At 73.3% G+C, this 19,274-nt stretch carries 14 protein-coding genes and 1 tRNA gene; 6 read left to right on the top strand and 9 right to left on the bottom strand.

The features are described from left to right. The first annotated feature begins 63 nt into the window (after window positions 1–63). Together AC1UE4_RS14105 and katG are read left to right on the top strand one after the other, a co-directional pair. Window positions 64–495 (top strand): Fur family transcriptional regulator, encoded by a 432-nt coding sequence (locus AC1UE4_RS14105; RefSeq protein WP_482917862.1) that lies wholly within the window; start codon window positions 64–66, stop codon window positions 493–495. Next, complete coding sequence (katG, locus tag AC1UE4_RS14100) at window positions 492–2,669, top strand: catalase/peroxidase HPI (protein ID WP_482917861.1); 2,178 nt, start codon at window positions 492–494, stop codon at window positions 2,667–2,669. The genes AC1UE4_RS14105 and katG overlap by 4 nt, the downstream gene beginning before the upstream one ends. 13 nt (window positions 2,670–2,682) lie before the next feature. Here the strand turns inward: katG and AC1UE4_RS14095 are convergent, their stop codons facing one another. The 4 genes from AC1UE4_RS14095 to AC1UE4_RS14080 form a co-directional block, all read right to left on the bottom strand. Then, on the bottom strand, window positions 2,683–3,870 hold the full coding sequence (locus AC1UE4_RS14095) for a cellulase family glycosylhydrolase (protein WP_482917860.1): 1,188 nt from the start codon (window positions 3,868–3,870) through the stop codon (window positions 2,683–2,685). A 45-nt stretch (window positions 3,871–3,915) separates the two neighbouring features. Then, on the bottom strand, window positions 3,916–4,293 hold the full coding sequence (locus tag AC1UE4_RS14090) for an FKBP-type peptidyl-prolyl cis-trans isomerase (RefSeq protein ID WP_482917859.1): 378 nt from the start codon (window positions 4,291–4,293) through the stop codon (window positions 3,916–3,918). A gap of 77 nt (window positions 4,294–4,370) precedes the next feature. Continuing rightward, the gene (locus tag AC1UE4_RS14085) at window positions 4,371–7,295 is read right to left on the bottom strand and encodes a vitamin B12-dependent ribonucleotide reductase (RefSeq protein WP_482917858.1); all 2,925 of its coding nucleotides are present in this window, start codon (window positions 7,293–7,295) and stop codon (window positions 4,371–4,373) included. Between the two features lie 194 nt (window positions 7,296–7,489). Continuing rightward, entirely contained in the window at window positions 7,490–8,155 is a 666-nt protein-coding gene (locus tag AC1UE4_RS14080) for a hypothetical protein (protein WP_482917857.1), read from the bottom strand. Window positions 8,156–8,267: 112 nt separating this feature from the next. Between AC1UE4_RS14080 and AC1UE4_RS14075 the strand changes: the two genes are divergently transcribed. Then, window positions 8,268–10,409 carry an O-antigen ligase family protein gene (locus AC1UE4_RS14075; protein WP_482917856.1) on the top strand — a complete coding sequence of 714 codons (2,142 nt, stop codon included), beginning with the start codon at window positions 8,268–8,270 and terminating at the stop codon, window positions 10,407–10,409. Window positions 10,410–10,420: 11 nt separating this feature from the next. On the opposite strand, the gene AC1UE4_RS14070 is transcribed toward AC1UE4_RS14075, so the two are convergent. Continuing rightward, on the bottom strand, window positions 10,421–14,095 hold the full coding sequence (locus AC1UE4_RS14070; protein ID WP_482917855.1) for a coiled-coil domain-containing protein: 3,675 nt from the start codon (window positions 14,093–14,095) through the stop codon (window positions 10,421–10,423). Between the two features lie 17 nt (window positions 14,096–14,112). Next, a complete protein-coding gene (tmk, locus tag AC1UE4_RS14065) occupies window positions 14,113–14,712 on the bottom strand; it encodes a dTMP kinase (protein ID WP_482917854.1) in 600 nt (199 codons plus the stop codon). A gap of 18 nt (window positions 14,713–14,730) precedes the next feature. Between tmk and AC1UE4_RS14060 the strand changes: the two genes are divergently transcribed. Continuing rightward, a complete protein-coding gene (locus AC1UE4_RS14060; RefSeq protein WP_482917853.1) occupies window positions 14,731–15,816 on the top strand; it encodes a DNA polymerase III subunit in 1,086 nt (361 codons plus the stop codon). On the opposite strand, the gene AC1UE4_RS14055 is transcribed toward AC1UE4_RS14060, so the two are convergent. Then, window positions 15,813–16,676, bottom strand: coding sequence for a PHP domain-containing protein (locus tag AC1UE4_RS14055; protein ID WP_482917852.1), 864 nt, complete (start codon window positions 16,674–16,676; stop codon window positions 15,813–15,815). The genes AC1UE4_RS14060 and AC1UE4_RS14055 overlap by 4 nt on opposite strands. A gap of 22 nt (window positions 16,677–16,698) precedes the next feature. Here AC1UE4_RS14055 and AC1UE4_RS14050 point away from each other — a divergent pair, with 22 nt between their 5' ends. After that, the gene (locus AC1UE4_RS14050) at window positions 16,699–17,028 is read left to right on the top strand and encodes a hypothetical protein (RefSeq protein ID WP_482917851.1); all 330 of its coding nucleotides are present in this window, start codon (window positions 16,699–16,701) and stop codon (window positions 17,026–17,028) included. Between the two features lie 4 nt (window positions 17,029–17,032). Here the strand turns inward: AC1UE4_RS14050 and AC1UE4_RS14045 are convergent, their stop codons facing one another. Next, on the bottom strand, window positions 17,033–18,670 hold the full coding sequence (locus AC1UE4_RS14045; protein WP_482917850.1) for a bifunctional diguanylate cyclase/phosphohydrolase: 1,638 nt from the start codon (window positions 18,668–18,670) through the stop codon (window positions 17,033–17,035). A gap of 86 nt (window positions 18,671–18,756) precedes the next feature. Between AC1UE4_RS14045 and AC1UE4_RS14040 the strand changes: the two genes are divergently transcribed. Continuing rightward, window positions 18,757–18,829: transfer RNA gene (locus tag AC1UE4_RS14040), tRNA-Thr, on the top strand. Here AC1UE4_RS14040 and AC1UE4_RS14035 read toward each other — a convergent pair. Further along, complete coding sequence (locus AC1UE4_RS14035) at window positions 18,829–19,260, bottom strand: MarR family winged helix-turn-helix transcriptional regulator (RefSeq protein WP_482917849.1); 432 nt, start codon at window positions 19,258–19,260, stop codon at window positions 18,829–18,831. The genes AC1UE4_RS14040 and AC1UE4_RS14035 overlap by 1 nt on opposite strands. Window positions 19,261–19,274 lie beyond the last annotated feature (14 nt).

The raw sequence follows: 19,274 nt of genomic DNA, 5'->3' as shown, positions 1-19,274 counted from the left end.
CCAACGGATCCTGGAGCGAGTCCAGACTTCGATCTGCTCCAGTCTCCGCTAGGGTCCCGCCGCGTGGCCGCCGCCGACCCCAGTGACCTCCTGCGCGAGCGCGGTCTGCGTGTGACGGTCCAGCGGCTGGCGGTGCTCCGCGCCGTCTCCGCGTCGCCGCACGCCTCCGCCGACGTCGTGGCCGAGAAGGTCAGGGGCGAGATCGGCGCGATCTCGACCCAGGCGGTCTACGACGTGCTCGGCGCCCTGACCGAGAACGGGCTCCTGCGGCGCATCCAGCCGGCCGGCTCGGCCGCACGCTACGAGAGCCGTGTCGGCGACAACCACCACCACCTCGTCTGCCGCATCTGCGACCGGATGGTCGACGTCGACTGCGCCGTCGGCGACACGCCATGCCTGACCGCGGCGGACGACTCGGGCTTCGAGATCGACGAGGCCGAGATCATCTACTGGGGCCGCTGCCCCGAGTGCGCGAGAACGAAAGGAACGACGTGACCGAGAGCGTCAGCGAGAGCGAGAACCCAGCGATCCCCAGCCCGACCGCGAAGACGGATCGACGGCCGCACACGAACCGCGACTGGTGGCCGAACCAGCTCGACCTGAGCGTGCTGCACTGGCACTCGTCGCTCGCCAATCCCCTTGACGAGGACTTCGACTACGCCGAGGCGTTCAAGGGCCTCGACGTCGAGGCCCTCAAGCAGGACCTCGTCGACCTGATGACGTCGTCGCAGGAGTGGTGGCCCGCCGACTACGGCCACTACGGGCCGCTCTTCATCCGCATGAGCTGGCACGCCGCCGGCACCTACCGCATCGCCGACGGCCGCGGCGGCGGCGGCCAGGGCGCCCAGCGCTTCGCGCCGCTCAACAGCTGGCCCGACAACGCGAGCCTCGACAAGGCGCGCCGGCTGCTGTGGCCGATCAAGCGCAAGTACGGCCAGAGCCTGTCGTGGGCGGACCTCCTCGTCTTCGCCGGCGACGTCGCGATGCAGTCGATGGGCTTCAAGACGTTCGGCTTCGCCTTCGGCCGCGAGGACATCTGGGAGCCCGAGGAGGTCTTCTGGGGCCCGGAGGACACGTGGCTCGGCGACGAGCGCTACAGCGGCGAGCGCGAGCTCTCCGGTCCCTTCGGCGCCGTCCAGATGGGCCTCATCTACGTCAATCCCGAGGGCCCCAACGGCGAGCCGGATCCGCTCAAGTCGGCCCGCGACATCCGCGAGACGTTCGGCCGCATGGCGATGAACGACGAGGAGACGGTCGCGCTCATCGTGGGCGGCCACACGTTCGGCAAGACCCACGGCAACGCGCGGCCCGAGGACATCGGCCCCGAGCCGGAGGCCGCGCCGATCGAGCAGCAGGGCCTCGGCTGGAAGAACGGCGCCAACGGCAACGGCGGCGTGCACACGCTGACCAGCGGCCTCGAGGGCGCATGGACCCAGACGCCGACGAAGTGGGACGACACGTTCCTCAAGAACCTCTTCGAGTTCGAGTGGGAGCTGACGGAGAGCCCCGCCGGTGCCAAGCAGTGGACGCCGAAGGACCCGGAGGCGCAGGGCACGGTGCCCGACGCGCACGACGCGTCCAAGCGTCACGCGCCGATGATGCTCACCTCCGACCTGGCGCTGCGGTTCGACCCGGAGTACGAGCCGATCGCGCGGCGCTTCTACGAGAACCCCGCGCTGCTCGACGACGCGTTCGCGAAGGCCTGGTACAAGCTGCTGCACCGCGACATGGGCCCGGTGTCGCGCTACCTCGGCCCGTGGGTCCCCGAGCCGCAGCTGTGGCAGGACCCGGTCCCGGCCGTCGAGGGTGAGCTGATCGACGACGCCGACATCGCGTCGCTGAAGCAGACGATCCTCGACTCGGGGGTGTCCCCGTCGCGTCTCATCGCGACCGCTTGGTCGGCGGCGGCGTCGTTCCGCGGCACCGACATGCGGGGCGGGGCGAACGGCGCGCGCATCCGGCTGGCGCCGCAGAAGGACTGGGAGATCAACGAGCCGGCCGAGCTCGCGCCGGTCCTCGAGGCGCTCGAGAAGATCCGGGCGGACTTCGGCAAGCAGGTCTCGCTCGCAGATCTGATCGTCCTCGGCGGGTGCGCCGCGGTCGAGCAGGCGGCGCGAGCCGCGGGCCACGACGTGACCGTGCCGTTCACCCCCGGCCGTACGGACGCCACGCAGGAGCAGACCGACGTCGAGTCGTTCGCCGTGCTCGAGCCGAAGGTCGACGGCTTCCGCAACCACATCAAGCCGGACGCCCGCTTCCCGCTCGAGCACGGGCTGCTCGAGCGCGCGTACATGCTGACGCTGCGCGCGCCCGAGATGACCGCGCTCATCGGCGGCCTGCGTGCGCTGGACGTCAACGTCGGCGGCGCGCAGCACGGCGTGTTCACCGGCCGGCCCGGGACGTTGACGAACGACTTCTTCGTCAACCTCCTCGACATGGCCACGGAGTGGTCGCCGTCCGGGACCGAGCACGTCTATGAGGGGCGCGACCGCGCCACCGGCGAGGTCCGCTGGACGGCGACCGCCGCCGACCTCGTGTTCGGCTCGCACTCGCAGCTGCGCGCGCTCGCGGAGGTCTACGCCTCCGACGACGGCGAGGAGCGCCTCGTGCGCGACTTCGTCGCCGCGTGGACCAAGGTGATGGAGCTGGACCGCTTCGACCTGCGCTGATCACCGGCGCAGATCACGACGAAGGCAAGGGCTCGCCCGTTGGGCGGGCCCTTCCTTCGATCGTCCTGCCCGCGAGGCGCCCGGCGGCTTCGCCGACGGTGACCGAGGGGAACTCGTTGGTGATGGCGTTGCCGAAGGCGGCCGAGCCCGGCTTCGGTGTGAACTGCTGCTGCAGCAGTCCGAACTGCGACTCGCGGTCGGCGGGATCCGTCCCCTTGTTGCGAAGGTTGTAGACGAGCATCGCCTTGACGTATCCCCAGCCGGAGTCCCGGACGACCTGGAACGCGTCGCTGACGTACCGCGCCTGCTGGGCGGCGGTGACGCACCACTTGCCCGACGCCACGGTGCACGTCGACCAGCCGAACTCGGTCAGCCAGAGGCCCTTGGCGCCGTCGCCGTTGGCGATCATCGCGTCGCGCACCCACGGCACGCCGCTCTTGAAGTTCCACTTCTGCTCGCCGGCCGACCCGGTCTCGGCCGGGCCGCGGCTCTCCGAGTACGGGTGGATCGAGATGCCGTCCTCGTAGCGGGCGATGCCGAGCGCGTACAGGCGCTCGATGAACGGCCGGTCGGAGAACGACGTCGCGCCGGCGATCACCGGCAACTCGGGCCGGGCCGCCTTCACCGGGCCGTAGGCGGCCTTGACGATCCGGACGTAGTCGGCGGCGGGATCCGGCGAGACGAGGAACGTCTGGCTTGCCTCGTTGGGCTCGTTCCAGATCTCCAGCGCGGCCAGGTAGTCGCCCCAGCGCTTGGCCACGAACGCGGCGGCGTCCGCGTAGTCGCGCGCATCGCGTGGCGGGTAGTTCTGCACGTTGCGGTCCCACCACGAGCCGGTGCAGCTCTGCTTGAGCGTGTCCGGCGCGCTGGAGGCCCAGCACGGCGTGGTGTGCAGCGTGGCGACGACCTTGATGCCACGCGCCGCGGCGGCGGAGAAGAGGGTGTCGATCTTGTCGACGTACCACGACGAGTACGAGCCTTTCGCGTCCGTCTCCAGGCTGCTCCACGCGACGTCGAACCGCACGCTGGTCGCGCCGGCGGACTTGAGCGTGTCGAGCTCGCGCATGCTCGTGTCGAGCGGCGAGCTCGGCCACAGCCCATGGCTCTGGGCGCCGAGCAGCGGGGCGCCGGCGGCGGGCGCATCGGCGGCCAGCATGAGCACGAGCGCGAGCAGCGCCCGGCGAACGGCGCGGTGTGGCAACGGAACCTCCTCGATCCGGGGGTTCCCCGGATCGGGAGGGTCGATTCAGCGCACGCCGATGAGGTCGACGACGAAGACGAGCGTCTCGTCCGGCCCGATGACGCCGCCGGCGCCGCGCTTGCCGTAGGCGAGGTTCGGCGGGATGGTGATCCTCCGCCGGCCGCCGACCTTCATGCCCTGCACGCCCTGGTCCCAGCCGGGGATGACCTCGCCGCGGCCGAGCTTGAACTTGAACGTGTCGCCGCGGTCCCACGACGCGTCGAACTGCTGCTTGGTCTGCCAGGAAACGCCGACGTAGTGGACCTCGACGACCTTGCCGGCGGTGGCCTCGTCGCCGTCCCCGACCGCGAGGTCCTCGACCTCGAGCTGGTAGGACGGCGCGCCCTCGGGCACCTCGACATCGGGCTTGTCGTTCATCGCCATGCGCTCAACCGTAGAGCCCGGACACGAAACGGGCCGCCCGGTGGGCGGCCCGTTCACGTCACGTGTGTCGGCGATGATCAGCCGCAGCCGGTGTTGTTGCCGCAGCTCGAGCACGTGTAGCACGAGCCGGTGCGCTGCATCATGCCGCCGCACTGGCTGCACGCCGGGCCGAGGTCGAGGCCGGCGAGCCGGGCCGGGACCACCGGCGGGGTGTCGGTCAGGGCCTCGGCGGCCGCGCGGGTCTGGGCGGGCTCGGTGCCCGCGACCGTCGGGAGGCCGGGGGTGCCGGCCTGCGCCTGCGGCTTGGCCGCGCCGCCGTTCCCGCCGTTGCCGTTGCCGCCGTTGGTCGGGCCCGCCGTGTCGCCGTGCACCGACAGCGCGGTGTCCTCGGCCATCTTCTTGGCCCGGACCTCCTGCGTGAGGATGCCCAGCTCCTCCTGGAGGTCCGCGTCGAGGAAGCGCGACGCGAGCCACCGCATGATGTAGTCGGGCATCGACTTCGCGAACGGGATCTCGGGGTTCTGCGTGATCCCCTCGGGCTCGAAGCGCATGTAGGAGAACTTCTGCACGAGCGTCTCGAGCGGCACCCCGTACTGCAGGGCGATCGAGATCGCGGTCGCGAACGAGTTCAGCAGGCCGCGGAGGGTCGAGCCCTCCTTGCCGATGTCGGTGAGGAAGATCTCGCCGACGGTGCCGTCCTCGTACATGCCCGCCGTGATGTAGCCCTCGTGGCCGGCGATCGAGAACTTGTGGGTGATCGACTGGCGCTCGGCAGGCATGCGCTTGCGCGCCGGGCCGATCTCGGCCTTCGTCTTCGTGACGGCGTCGCGCACGAACTGGTCCACGTCGGCCTGCGTGAACTCGGCGCCCGGCTTGGCCGGCTCGCTCTTCTCCTTCTGTGCGTCGGTGCGCAGCGCCTGCGCGGTCTTCGACCCGTCGCGGTAGATCGCCAGCGCCTTGACGCCGAGCTTCCACGCCTGCACGTACGCGTCGGCGATGTCCTCGACCGTCGTCTCGTGCGGCATGTTGACCGTCTTCGAGATCGCGCCCGAGATGAAGGGCTGGATCGCGCCCATCATCTTGATGTGGCCCATGTGCGAGATCGCGCGGGAGCCGACGGCCACGTCGAAGACGGGCAGGTGCTCCTCGCTGAGCCCCGGCGCGCCGACGATCGTGCCGGCCTCGTTGATGTGGGCCTCGATGCGCTCGACCTGCTCGGGCGAGTAGCCGAGCGTCTGGAGCGCCAGCGGCACCGTGCGGTTGACGATCGTCATCGTGCCGCCGCCGACGAGCTCCTTGAACTTCACGAGCGAGAAGTCCGGCTCGACGCCCGTGGTGTCGCAGTCCATGAGGAACGAGATCGTCCCGGTCGGCGCGAGCACCGTCGCCTGCGCGTTGCGGTAGCCGACCTTCTCACCAAGCTCGACCGCGTCCTCCCACGAGCGGCGCGCCGCGTCGAGCAGCGGGCGGTCCGTGCACGCGGCGTCCGGGATCGAGTACGACGCGTCGCGGTGCATCCGCATGACGCCGTTGTGCGCCTCGCGGTTCTCCTCGTACTTCTCGTACGGGCCGAGCGCCGCCGCGACCTGCGCGGACTGGCGGTACGCGCGGCCGGTCATGAGCGCCGTGATCGCCGCCGCCGTGCCGCGCCCGGTGTCCGAGTCGTACGGCATGCCGTTCGACATCAGGTAGGCGCCGAGGTTCGCGTAGCCGAGGCCGAGCTGGCGGAACGCGCGGGCGTTCGCGCCGATCTCCTCGGTCGGGTAGCTCGACGGGCCGACGACGATCTCCTGGGCGAGGAGCATGACGTCGACGACGTGCTCGAAGGTCGGGACGTCGAACGAGCCGTCCGGGCGCCGGAACTTCATGAGGTTGATCGACGCGAGGTTGCAGGCCGAGTCGTCGACGTGCATGTACTCCGAGCACGGGTTCGACGCGTTGATGCGCCCCGAGTTCGGGCACGTGTGCCACTGGTTGATCGTCGTGTCGTACTGGACGCCCGGATCGGCGCAGCGCCACGCGGCCTCGGCGATGTCGCGCATGAGCTCGCGCGCGTCGACCGACTCGATGACCGAGCCGTCGCGCCGGGCGATCAGGTTCCACTCGCCGCCGTCCTCGACGGCCTGCATGAAGTCCTCGGTGACGCGGACCGAGTTGTTCGCGTTCTGGTACTGGATCGACGTGAAGCCGTCACCGTCGATCGACATGTCGAACCCCGCGCGCGCGAGGGCCTCGGCCTTGTCCTCCTCCTTGGCCTTGCACCAGATGAACTCGCGGATGTCCGGGTGGTCGACGTCGAGGACGACCATCTTCGCGGCGCGGCGGGTCTTGCCGCCCGACTTGATCGTGCCGGCCCACGAGTCGGCGCCGCGCATGAAGGAGACGGGGCCGGATGCGGTGCCGCCCTTGCTGAGCGGCTCCATCGATCCACGGATCTTCGAGAGGTTGATCCCGGACCCCGAACCGCCGCGGAAGATCTTGCCCTCCTTGGTGTTCCACCCGAGGATCGAGTCCATCGTGTCGTCGACCGAGAGGATGAAGCAGGCCGAGCACTGCGGCTGCTCCTCGAACCCGACGTTGAACCAGACGGGGCTGTTGAAGGCCGCCATCTGGTGGAGCAGGATGTACGTCAGCTCCGCCTCGAACGTGTCGCCGTCCTCGACCGTGGCGAAGTAGCCGCGCTGACGACCCCAGTCGGCGATCGTCCCCGCGACCCGCGAGATCATCTGCTTGACCGAGCGCTCGCGGGCCGGCGAGTTGAGCTGGCCGCGGAAGTACTTCTGGGCGACGATGTTCGTCGCGTTCTGCGACCACGTGCGCGGGAACTCGACGTCCTTCTGCTCGAACGCGACGCGGTCGCCGTGACCGATCTTCGCGTCGCGGATCTCCCACTCGACCGCGTCGAACGGATGCACTCCGGGCTGCGTGAACAGCCTCCGGACGGCAAGCGGCTGACCCGGAGCGGTCTCCTGGATGAGTGCGGTCTGGGGGGTCGCTGCCATGGTGCTTCTCCTCCTTCGCGCCACCGGGTGCGGCGCTGAGAACGGGTCGATCGCGGGTTGAGCAGGGTCGCGCCCAGCCCGGACGGAAACCACGTCCGCGGAGCAGTTCAGGCCGCTCCTTCCGTAGGTTTCATTCTAGAAGCCGTACGGGTGTTCGCACCGTGTCCGACTGCATGCGATCTTGCAGCTCTTCGCTACCGCGCGGGGCGGCCGCGGCGCAGCCAGTCGGCGAAGTTCTCCCAGGCGCCGCCGGCGTGCCAGCCGGCCTCCTGGAGGGCGTGCCGAGCGCCCGGTCCCCAGTGCGGCTCGTACGCGAGCCAGCGCATCAGGCCCCACACCGCGAGCGCGATCGCGAGCAGCCCGCCGACGATCGCCAGGAGCAGCAGCGGAGCGGGCGCGTCGCCGCCCGTGTCGTTCGCCGTCCGCTTGGCGGTGTCGGCGATCGCGCCGTCCTGCGCGGTCGTCGCGGCGTTCGCGGTGCCGGGCGGAGCGGGCGTCGTCGCGGGTGCGCCGGTCGCGGGGGACGCGGGCGTCGCCTCGTTCGCAGGTGCCGCGCCGCCGGTCGGGTTCGCCGGTGGGGTGGTGGCGGCGGGAGCGGCCTGCGCGGTCGTGTCCGTGGTCTGCGTCGCCGGCTTGTCGCACTCGCCGCGGGCGCGCTTCTCGAGCGCGTCGTCGAGTGCCGCCGGGAAGTCCGGCGCGTACTGCTCGATGTCGTTCGGCACCTGCTGCTTGGCCGAGCGCAGCTCGTCCTCGCTGTGCTTGCAGGCGTCGATCCGGCCGTCCTTCTGGTAGTCGGCGAACACGCGGTCGTACGCGTCGCCGAACGCGGCCGGGGCGAACGCGAGCAGCGCAAGCGTCACGAGACACGCGACAGCTGTTGCGGAACTGCGCATGAAGTGCACCAAGGTAGTGACACGCGGCTTCGAGGTGCCCGTTCCCGGGGGCTGCGCGGTCTAGCATCGCCCTCCGCTGATGGCCCTCCTGCGACGTCACGACGCCTGGCCGGCCGCTGCGCTGATCGTCCTCTGCGCGTACGCGGCGTTCGCGCGGGGAGCGGTGGGGCTGCCGCAGGAGACCTGGCTGCAGGCGGGTGTCGCGGTGCTGGTCGCCGTGCTGGCGGGTGCGTGGCTCGGCGCGCGGGCGGTGCGGCCCGCCGCGGATCCGCTGGCGGTCGGCGGCGTGGTGCTGCTGGTCGCGTTCGCCGCGTGGACGGGGCTGTCGCTGGTGTGGAGCGTCGCGCCCGAGGCGACGTGGGAGGCGTGCAACCGGGCGGCGACGTACGCGCTCGTCGCCGGCGTCGCGCTCGTGGTGGGGAGCGTCGTGCCGCGGGCGGTCGAGCGGATCGCCGTCGGGTGGCTCGTCGTCGCGACCGGCGTCGCGCTGTACGCGCTGGCGGGCAAGGTGCTGCCGGGCGTCGTGCACCACGCGAACGACGTCGCGCGGCTGCGCGCGCCGCTCGAGTACTGGAACGCGCTCGGCCTGGTGTGCGTGCTCGGTGCGGCGCCGGCGATCCGGATCGCGACGCTCGCCGGCGTGCGGGCGCGGTGGCGCGTCGCGTCGCTGGTCGCGTTGTTCGTGCTGCTGAGCGTGCTCGGCATGACGTACTCGCGCGGCGGGCTGATCGCGCTGGCCGTTGTGGTGATCGTCCTGACGGTGACGGGGGAGCGGCGCTTCGAGGGGCTGATCGCGTTCGCGCTGGCAGCCGTCGCGGCGGCGCCCGTCCTCGCGCTGGCGTACACCGTCGAAGGGCTGAGCGACAGCGGCGCCGCGCACGACGATCGCGTCCGCGCGGGCCTGCTCCTGCTCGGCGTGATGGTGGGGGTCGGCGCGGTGCTGGCGCTGGTCGGGCGGTGGTGCATCCGGCGCGAGGAGCGCGTCGTCTTCGGCCGCCGCTCGTGGCTCGGGCTGCTCGGCGTCGTCGTGGCGCTGGCCGCGGGCTCGCTCGCGGCGCTCGCCGTCTCGGACCGCGGCCTCGGCGGCTCGGTCGACCACGCCGTCGACTCGTTCACCGAGGTCCGCCGCGACCGCATCTTCGAACCCGGCCGCCTGCTGTCGACCTCGAGCGGCAACCGCTGGGCGTGGTGGCGGGAAGCCGCGGGCGCGTTCGCCGACGAACCCCTCCGAGGCTGGGGAGGCGGCTCGTTCCCCGTCGCCCGGCGCCTCTACCGCGTCAGCCCGTACGACGTCCAGCAGCCGCACAGCCTCCCCATGCAGGTGCTCGCGGAGACGGGGCTGGTGGGCGCGCTCCTCCTGCTCGCCGCCCTCGGGCTGCTCTTCGTCGCCGGGGTGAAGAGGGTGAGGCGCCGCGACGCGCCGGGTGAGGAGGACCTCGCGAGCGTGATCGCCGAGACCGGCGACGCGGTGTCGCCGGAGGGCGGAGACCGAGACCTCTTCGGCGCGTCCAGGATGGGCGGTGATCAACACCTCTTCGGCAAGTCCAGGATGAGCGGCGATCGACATCTCGCCGGCGCGCTTCTTGCCGCGGCGGCGGCGTGGGCGGTGCACGCGTGCATCGACTGGGACTGGGACATCCCCGGCGTGACGGTTCCCGTCGTGGTCTTCCTCGGCGTGCTCGGTGGCCGGCGGGCGGCGCCTCGGCCGGCGACGGGCATCGAGGAGGAGGGGCGCGCGCTTGAGATCGGGGCGCTCGCGGCGACGGCGCTCGTGCTGCTCGCGTTCGTGACGTCGGCCGCGCTGCCGGCGTGGTCCGACGCGAAGACCGACGACGCGCTGCAGGCGTCGGAGCAGCGGTCGGAGGAGCGGCTGCGCGACGCGGCCGCCGACGCCGACCTGGCCGCGCGGCTCGATCCGGTCGCGGTCCGGCCGCTCTTCGCCGGTGCGGCGATCGCGGAGGGACGGGGTCGGCTGCTCGAGGCGCGCGACGACCTGCTCGAAGCAGTCGACCGTCAGCCGTGGAGCCTCGAGGCATGGCGGCGGCTCATCGGCGTGGCGGTCAGGCTGGCCGACCGCGATGGCGTCCGCGTCGCATCCCGCCGGGCGCTCGAGCTCGACCCCGCGAACACCGACCTCGTCGTCTTCGTCCGCCGCGCGCAGGGAGTGCTCGCGCCGGCGGAGGCCTCCGCGACCGCGACCGGAACGCCGCTGACGCCGTAGCCGTTCGTCCTCTACGGAGAGACGACGATGCTCAGGAGCGCGAAGGCCAGCAGTGCGACGCAGGTCAGACCGACGAGCAGCAGGACGATGCCGACCGTGCGCTCGGTGCCGACGCGCGGGACCGCGACGCGACGGCGGGCGGGACGCTCGATCGGGAAGGGCGCGACCTGGCCGGGGATCGCGGCGGCCTCGGCGGCGGCGACGCGAGCGGCCTCGAGCGCTTCCTCGGCGTGCCGCTCCGCCTCCTCGCTGACGCCGGCGATCTCGGTGAGCCGCTCTTCCAGCGCCGCCCGCGCCGCCGCCTCCGACGCGGCGCGCGACTCCGCCTCGAGCGCGCGGCGCGCCTCGGCCTCGTGCGCGGCCTCGAGCTCGGTGATCCGCGCATCGGCCGCATCGAGCCGCTTCTCGAACGCCGCCTCGACGTCCTTCGTGCCGGCGAGCTCTGCGCGGAGCTCCTCGGCAGCCTCCAGCGCGGCGGACCGCTGCTCGAGCTCGCGCTGAAGCGTCGCGAGCTCCTGCTCGAGGCCCGTCCGCGCGCGCCCGGCCTCCTCGAGATCCGCGACCCGCGCGGAGACCTCCTCGCGGGCGGTCTCGAGATCGGCGCGGAGCGCGGCGACCTCCTCGTCCGCGCCAGTGTCCTCGGGACGCTCGGCGAGCTCCGCGCGAAGGCTCTCGAGTTCCTGGTCGCGCTCGGCGGCCGCGATGCGGAGGGTCTCGAGCTCGTCGTCGCGCTCGGCGGCCGCGGTCCGGAGGGTCTCGACTTCGTCGTCGCGCTCGATCGCCGCGGCGCGGAGGGCCTTGAGCTCGGCCTCGCGTTCGGCGAGGGCGGCGTGGGCCTCGGCGAGCTGGCTCTCGCGGTCGCTGATCGACTTCGAGAGGGCCGCGTCTCCTCCGCGGGCCGCTTCGAGGTCGCCGGTGAGGGCGGTGATCTCCTCGCGGGCGACCTCGAGCGCTCGCGAGCGGGCGGCGAGGTCGCGGCGCAGCGCGGTGAGCTCGCGGTCGCGGGCGGCGACCTCGTCTCGCGCCGACGCGACGTCGTCGGCCATCGAGGAACGGGCCTGCTCGACCTCGACACGCAGCCGCGCCGTCTCCTCTTGCAAGCCGCCGATGCGGCGGTCGCGTTCGGCGATGACGTCCTCGGCGGCGGCGAGCTCGCGCGCCGCGGACTCCGCGTCGTCGGCCGCCTCCGCCAGCGCGCGCTCGCGTGAGGCGAGCTCCCGCTCCAGCGCCTCATGCGCGCGAGCGCGCTCGTGCAGCTCGGTCTCGACCGCCTCGGCAGCGCGCTCGCGCTCGGCCACGCGCGCAAGCGCCTCGTCGCGCTCCGCGGTTCGCTCGGCGACCGCGGTCCGCCACCGCTCGGCCTCGGCACGCGCACCGCTGAGGTCGCCGGTCAGCGCATCGATGCGCCCCGCGGCCTCGTCGCGCTCTCGCCGCAGCTCGGCGATCGCCTCCGCCGACGCAGCGCCCTCCTCGGCCTGCTCGAGCGCCCGGACGAGCCGCGCCTCCACATCACCGGCGCGGCGCTCCGCCTCGGCCAGGGCACGGTCGCTCGCGGCGGCGGCGCGCTCGGCCGCCGCGGCGCGCTCGCCGGCCGACGCCACCTCTTCGTCCGCCGCCGCCAACCGCAGGCGGAGGCCGGCGATCTCCTCCTCGAGCGCGGAGACCCGCGCGCCCATGACCGCCTCGGCCTCGGCGCGAACGCTGGCGACCTGGTCCTCGGTGACCGCCCGCGCCGCCGCGACGCGCTCCTCGCCCTCGCGCCGCGCGACGTCGATCTGCTCGAGCAGCTGCTGCTCGCGCTCGGTGCCGGCGCCGATCGCCGCCTCGAGCCGCGCACGCATCCGGTCCTCGGCCTCCCCCAGCGCGGCGGCGACCTGCTCGGCCGTCCGGCGCTCCAACCGCTCGCGCTGCGCGACGAGCTCCTGCTCGGCCGCGTCGACGCGCTCCTGCAGCTCGGCTGCGCGCTCGTCGGCCGCTCGCGTCGCCCCGGCGACCGCCGCCTTCAGCGCCTCCTCGTGATCCTGCGCCACCGCGGACGTGCGCTCGAGCTCACCGCGCAGGTGCGCGATCTCGTGGTCGGCCCGCTGCAGCCGCCGGGCCAGCGCCTGCGACTGCTCGTCCGTAGAGGTCCGCAGCGCCTCCAGGTCGGCGATGCGCAGCTGCGCCTCGGCCGCCAGCTCCTCCGCCTTCGCCTCGGCCTCGGCCAGCCGCGTACGCAGCGTCTCGTCGCCGGCCACGCGCTCGCGCAGCTGCTCGACCTCGCGCGCCAAGGCGACCCGCTCGCCGGTGACCTCCGCCAGCTCGTCGCGCACCGTCGAGAGCTCGGCGACCTGCTCGCGCAGCGACAGCAGCTCCGCGCCCGTGACGCGCTCGGCCTCGGCCAGCGCGCGCTCGGCCGTCGCCGCCCGCCGCGCCGCGTCCGCGGCCCGCTGCTCGAGGTCCTTCGCGCGCTGCTCCTCGGCCCGCGCCCGCGTGCGCGCCTCGGTCGACCGCTTCTCGAGCGACTCGATCCGCTGCGTCGCCTCGGCGCTGACCGCGTCGAGATGCGCGGCGCGCGCGGAGAGCTCGCGCACGTGCTTGCGCAGCTCCTGCTCGGCGGTCTGCGCGCGGCGCAGCTCGGTCCGCAGCTCCTTGCCGGCGCCCGCCTGCTCGGCCGCCGCGCGCGCCTCGCGGGCCTGCTCGCGCGCCTCGGCGTGGGCGACCCGCAGCTCGCGCAGCTCCGCCGCCGCGCTGTGCGCCTCCTGCTCGGAGGACCGGCGCGCCGCCTCGGCATCGCGCAGCCGCGCCTGCAGCGCCGCGAGCTCCTCCTCCGCCTTCGCGACGTGCCGCGCGCGCTGCTCGGCCTCGCCGAGGCGCTGCTCGAGCTCGGCGACGCGTGCCGCGGCGGCCTCGCCCTCCGATGCCTGGCGCCGCGCCTCGCCGAGCGACGCCTCCAGCGACTCCGCACGCTCCTGCAGCTGGGTGAGCCGCTCGCCGATGCGCCGGCCGACCGCGCGGGCCTCGTCGCGCTCGCGCTCCGCCCGCGCCTGACCGTCGAGCGCCCGCCGCGCGGCGGCCGCCCGCGCCTCGGTGTCGCGCAGCGTCACGCGCGCCTCGCGCAGCGCCTCCGCCAGCTCGGCCTCGCGGCGCGTCGCCCGGTCGAGCGTCGGCTGCGCCCGGGCGAGCGCCTGCTCCGCCGCACCGCGCGCCGCCGTCTCGTCGCGGATCCGCTCGGTCAGCGAGCGCAGCTGCGACTGGAGGTCGGCGAGCTGCTCCTCCGCCTCGGCGCGGGCGCGCCGCTCGTCGCCCAGCTCGCGCTCGATGGCGGCGGCCTCGGCCGGCACCTCGGCCCGCGGAGCCTTCGGCGGCGGCGGCCGTCGCACCCCGGCCCGCACCGGGGCGGGCAGGTCGACGATCGTTCGCCCGACCTCCAGCGCGAAGACGACGTGCGGCGCGGAGGCGACCTCGACCGGCGCGCTGTACGCCGCCCGCCACAGCGGCCCGTCGGACGGCGCGGCCAGCGGCGAGGCGTCGTCCGGCCCCGGCAGCGCGGCGAGCCGGTGCGTCCGCCGGCCGTCGTCGATGACGAGCAGGGGAGGGGAGAGCCGCTCGCGGCGATCGGACCGCCAGCGGCCCGAGATCCGCAGCAGCGCGGTCTCCGGGGTGGCCGAGATGTGCTCGAACCGCTCGACCAGGAAGCCGGGCATCGCCGCGAGTCTAGGTCTCAGTCCAGCGCGGCGAGGGCATCCGCGAGGACCGCGGCCGGCTCCCGCGCGGCATCGATGACGCGCCAGCGACCCGGATCGGCCGCGGCCAGCTCGTCGTAGGCGGCGGCGATGGCGGCGAAGAAGGCTTCCGGCTCACGCTCCAGCCGGTCCACCGCCTCGCCCCGCGTGCCGGTCCGCGCCCGCGCCGCCTGCGGATCCAGACGCAGCAGCAGCGTCCGGTCGGGCGTCAGCCCGCCGGTGGCGAACGCGTTCACCGCGGCGACCGCGTCGACGCCCAACCCGCGCGCCGCGCCCTGGTAGGCCAGCGACGAGTCCACGAACCGGTCGAGCAGCACGGTCACGCCGGCGTCAAGCAGCGGCCGCAGCCGCGAGGCGACGAGCTGCGCCCGCGCCGCCGCGTACAGCAGCGCCTCCGCGCGCGGATCGACCTCCAGATCCGGGTCCTTGACGAGCGTCCGGATCCGCTCGCTCAGCGCGACGCCGCCCGGCTCGCGCAGCAGCTCGACCTCGCGGCCGTCAGCGCGCAGGCGATCGGCCAGCCCGGAGGCCAGCGTCGTCTTCCCGGCGCCGTCGATGCCCTCGATCGTGATGAACAACTCCTAGGATCGAACACCGTGGACCTGTCGGAACACCCTCACGCCAAGGCCGTCCTCGCCGGATCGCCCAGCCACGCCTACCTCTTCGAGGGTCCCGCGGGCAGCGGCAAGGAGGACGTCGCGCGGGAGTTCGCGGCCGAGCTGCTCAGCGAGGGAGCGGCCGATCCGGCCGGTGCCGCCAACCGCGTCCGCACCGGCGCGCACCCCGACCTGACCTGGGTTCGCCCGACCTCGAGCGCCGGCCTGCTGCGCGCCGACATCGACGAGCCGGTGGTCGCCGCCGCGGCGCGCACGCCGTTCGAGTCGCACCGGCGCGTGTTCGTCATCGAGGAGGCCGACGCGCTCAACGACCAGGCCGCGAACCGGATGCTCAAGACGCTCGAGGAGCCGCCCTCGTACGCCCATCTGATCCTGCTCACGAGCCGGCCCGGCAAGGTGCTTCCGACGATCTCCTCGCGCTGCCAGCACGTGCGGTTCGACCCGCCGACGGTGCAGAAGCTCGTCGACCGGCTCGGCCGTCACGGCATCGACCCGGCGTCGGCGGACGCGTGCGCGCGGCTGGCGCTCGGCGACGTCGACCGGGCGCTGCGGCTCGCGCTCGGCGACGGCCCGGCGCTGCGTCAGGGGGCGGAGCAGCTCGCTCGCGCCGCGCTCGCCGACCAGCTGGCCGAGCGGCCCTGGGGCGAGGTCCTCAAGCGCGCCCGCGAGCACGGCCAGCACGCGGCCGACGAGATCGAGGCGCGCGCGGCCGAAGAGGTCGAGCTGGTCCCGAAGAAGGAACGGAAGCGCATCGAGCGCGAGTACGCCGAGCGCGGCAAGCGCGCGCAGCGGCGCGCGACGCAGAGCGCGCTCGATCAGGCGCTCGAGCTGACCGGGCTGTGGCTGCGCGACGTCGCATGCGTCGCCGACGAAGTGCCCGAGCTCGTCCTCAACACCGATCGCCTCGACCGCCTGACCGCGGACGCCGAGGGCCGGTCGAGCGCGGCGCTGCGCGAGGCGCAGGGGCTCGTCGAGGAGACGCGCCAGCGGCTCGAGGTCAACGTGAGCGAGGAGCTCGCGCTCGAGCAGCTCGCCTACCGCATCGCTCGCGCGGTCGCGGTCTAGGCGGCGATCGGCCCGAGGTTCGGCGTGCGGCCGTGCAGCTCGTGCGCGAGGAAGCGCGCGAAGTGCCGGTGGTCCGGGCCGTGGAAGTCGCTCGAGCCCGTGGTGAGCAGGCCGCGCTCGCGACATGCGTCGTCGAGCAGCTCGATCTGCTCGCGCGTGTGGGTGACGTAGAAGACCTCGACGCCATCCAACCCGTCGGCGACGAAGCGGTCGATCGTCCCGAGCACCGCGGGATCGGCCTCGATGTCCCAGTACGGATGGGCCCAGATCGCCACGCCGCCGGCGTCGTGGATCAGCTTGATCGCGTCGGTGACCGTGGGGAACGTGCGCTTCCGGTACGCGGGCGCGCCGGGGATGAGGTACGCCACGAGCAGGGCGCTGAAGTCCTCCAAGCCCTCGTCCGAGATGCGCCGGGCGTTGTCCGGATGGCCGAACGCGGCCTGGGCGAGGTGCGGCCGGCCGAGCGGCTTGCCCGACGCCCGCCGCTCGTCGAGCTTCGTCTCGTCGATCGCCCAGCCCAGCTCGCGCAGGGCGTCCGCCATGCGATCAGCGCGCGCGTACCGATCCTGCCGGAACGCGGCGAGCTGCTCGTTGAGGTGGGCGTCGTGGTGGTCGACGCCGTACCCGAGCACGTGCAGGTCCTCGTACTCGTCCTGCACGCTCGAGATCTCCACGGCGGGGACGATGCGGATGCCGTTGTGCCGCGCGGCGGTCTCGATCGCCTCGTCGACGCCGTCCACCGTGTCGTGGTCGGAGAGCGCGAGCAGCTCCACCCCCGCGGCGGCCGCGCGCTCGACGACCTCGCTCGCGGGGAGCGCGCCGTCGGAGTGCAGCGAGTGGGACTGGAGATCGAATCGCACGGGGTAGGCACCATACGCACCGATGCCTCCCGCCGAACGACAGATCCTCGTGGGCCCCGACACCATCGCCCGCGCTGCCGCCGCGATCGCCCCGGAGCCCGAGATCCGCTGGATGCTGCGCCAGCCGCGCGACGTTCGCCGTGCGTTCGCCGAGGAGGTCTTCGGCAAGCCGGACGAGGCGCTGCGCCAGCAGGTGTGGATGCTCCACCAGCCGCTCGAGGTGCGGGAGAGCTACGTTGAGCACGTGCTCATGAAGCAGTCCGAGCCGCCGCGCGACCAGATCTGGATGCTGTTGCAGGACGAGGAGCTCTGCCGCGACTACGCGCGGTACGTGCTCCTCGGCGAGGACTAGCGCCTCAGGCGCGGACGGCGCCGAGGACGCGCATGAACGCGCTCACGACCAGCGGGTCGAACTGGCTGCCGCTGCAGCGCTCGAGCTCGGCGACCGCCTCCTCGTGCGGCATGCCGGCGCGGTACGCGCGGTCGCTCGTCATCGCCTCGTAGGCGTCGGCGACCGCGAGGATCCTCGCCTCGAGGGGGATCGCCTCGCCCAGCAGACCGGTGGGGTAGCCGCGGCCGTCGTGGCGCTCGTGATGACCGAGCACCCAGCCGGCCAGGTCGTCGAGCTGCGCGCCCTCGAGGATCCGCGCGCCGAGCTCCGGGTGCTTGCGCATCTCCGCCCACTCGGCGTCGGTCAGCTTGGCCGGCTTCTGCAGGATGTGGTCGGCGATCCCGATCTTGCCGATGTCGTGCAGCAGGCCGGCGAGGCGGATGCGCTCGACCCTGTCCACTTGGAGGCCCAGCTCGGTGGCGATCTGCTCCGAGTAGCGGCCCACGGTCTGCGAGTGCTGAGCCGTTCCGGCATCGCGGAGGTCGAGCGTCTCGGCGAGCACGAGCACCGCGGCGATCTGCTCGACCGGCCGGGGAGCGGCGTCGCGCGGGCCGTCGAGCGCCGCCTCGACCTCTTCGGAGAACAGCACCGAGCGGTCGCGCCCCAGCTGCTTGGCGAGGTAGCACGCCTGGTCGGCGCAGTGCAGGAGCGTCTCGGCGTCGGTGCCGTTGCGCGGCGCGCTCGCGATGCCGAGCGAGATCGTCATCGTTCCCTCGTGCGGCCAGCCGGCGTCGCGGACCGCGCGTCGGAGGCGTTCCGCCAGCACCAGCGCCGCGTGCGCGTCGGTGTCGGGGAGGACGAGCGCGAACTCCTCGCCGCCGATTCGCCCCGCGTCGTCGCCGGTGCGCTTCACATCCTCGACGAGATGCGCGAACGCGGTCAGCGCGCGGTCGCCCGCCGAGTGCCCGAAGCGGTCGTTGACCGCCTTGAAGTTGTCGAGGTCGCCGACGATCACGGCGACGGGGCGGCCGGATCGTGTCGAGCGAGCCAGCTCCACCTCCATCCGGCTCTCGAACCCACGGCGGTTGAGCAGCCCGGTCAGCGGGTCGGTCCGTGCAGCGTCGGCGAGCCGGTCGATGAGCAGCTCGGCGCGGTCGTGCAGCGCGCCGGCGAGCAGGCCGACCACGACGACCGTTCCCATCGTCATGACCCACCGAGCGGCCGCGTCCGGCTCGTCGCCGCCCCCGACGACGAGCGCGATCGCGTAGGCCAGGCCGATCCACGCGATGTGCGCGTGCGCGTGCCGGCGGGTGAGGAAGAAGAACGCCTCGAACCCGACCCAGACGTACATGAGCGCGTAGACCGCCGAGGACGAGTGCTGCGCGACGACGCCGCCGGTCACGAGCGCCGTCCCGAAGGCGAGCAGCGGCGACATCAGCGCGTGCGGCAGCTTCCGCGCAAGCGTCGCCATCGCGATCGCGCTGACGATCGCGGTCCCGCCGAGCGCGGCGACGGCCGGCTTCGACGCCTCGGGCCCGAGCGGCAGCAGCAGCGTCGCGAGCGCGAGCAGACCGCCGGCGACGAACAACGTCGCCATGGAACGCCACAGCACCGCCTGCTCGGTCATCCGCTCGAGCATCGATCGGTAGAACGGGAACGACATGGGTGTGCCCGCTTGATCGGCCTGCAGCGGTGGTTCTTTGGCGCATCGGCACCAGCGATCCCCGCGGGCTAGAATGCGCGTCCCCCGCCGACGTAGCTCAGCTGGTAGAGCACTTCACTCGTAATGAAGGGGTCGCCGGTTCGAGTCCGGCCGTCGGCTTACGTCGCGCTGACCGCGGCGAGGATGCGTTGCAGCGTCTCGAGGTCGGTGTCGTCGAGGCCGGCGAGCGCCGGTGGCGGGGTGAGGAGGATCTCATCGGCGCGACGGGCGAGCCGCTTGCCCTTCGCGGTGGCTTCGACGAGCTTGGCCCGGCGGTCCGTGGGGTGCTCGACGCGCCGGACGAGACCGCGGCGTTCGAGGTCGTCGACGACGACGGTGGCGTTCGGGCGGTCGATGCCGAGCACGTCGGCGAGCTCGCTCATGGTCATCGGCCGGCGCACGATGCGTCGAACCGCGCGGGCACGGCCGAAGGACAGGCCCACCGCCTCGGACACCTCGCGCCGCCGCTGATGGTCGAGGACGAGCTCCGACATGAGCCGCCAGACCTCGCGCGGCAGGTCGTCGTCGGCGCGCTTGCGTGCGGGGGCCATGACGGGCGGGGAGC

It is taken from the genome of Parviterribacter kavangonensis (assembly GCF_056863335.1).
The sequence above is the reverse complement of the archived record's forward strand: the minus strand, read 5'-3'. Positions and strand labels throughout refer to the sequence as shown.

Bases quoted from the DNA above. Each gene is read 5' to 3' on its own strand.
- AC1UE4_RS14090 (WP_482917859.1), bottom strand. From the start codon at position 4,293: ATGGCGATGAACGACAAGCCCGATGTCGAGGTGCCCGAGGGCGCGCCG.
- AC1UE4_RS14035 (WP_482917849.1), bottom strand. From the start codon at position 19,260: ATGGCCCCCGCACGCAAGCGCGCCGACGACGACCTGCCGCGCGAGGTC.
- AC1UE4_RS14045 (WP_482917850.1), bottom strand. From the start codon at position 18,670: ATGTCGTTCCCGTTCTACCGATCGATGCTCGAGCGGATGACCGAGCAG.
- AC1UE4_RS14085 (WP_482917858.1), bottom strand. From the start codon at position 7,295: ATGGCAGCGACCCCCCAGACCGCACTCATCCAGGAGACCGCTCCGGGT.
- AC1UE4_RS14050 (WP_482917851.1), top strand. From the start codon at position 16,699: ATGCCTCCCGCCGAACGACAGATCCTCGTGGGCCCCGACACCATCGCC.
- AC1UE4_RS14070 (WP_482917855.1), bottom strand. From the start codon at position 14,095: ATGCCCGGCTTCCTGGTCGAGCGGTTCGAGCACATCTCGGCCACCCCG.
- AC1UE4_RS14075 (WP_482917856.1), top strand. From the start codon at position 8,268: ATGGCCCTCCTGCGACGTCACGACGCCTGGCCGGCCGCTGCGCTGATC.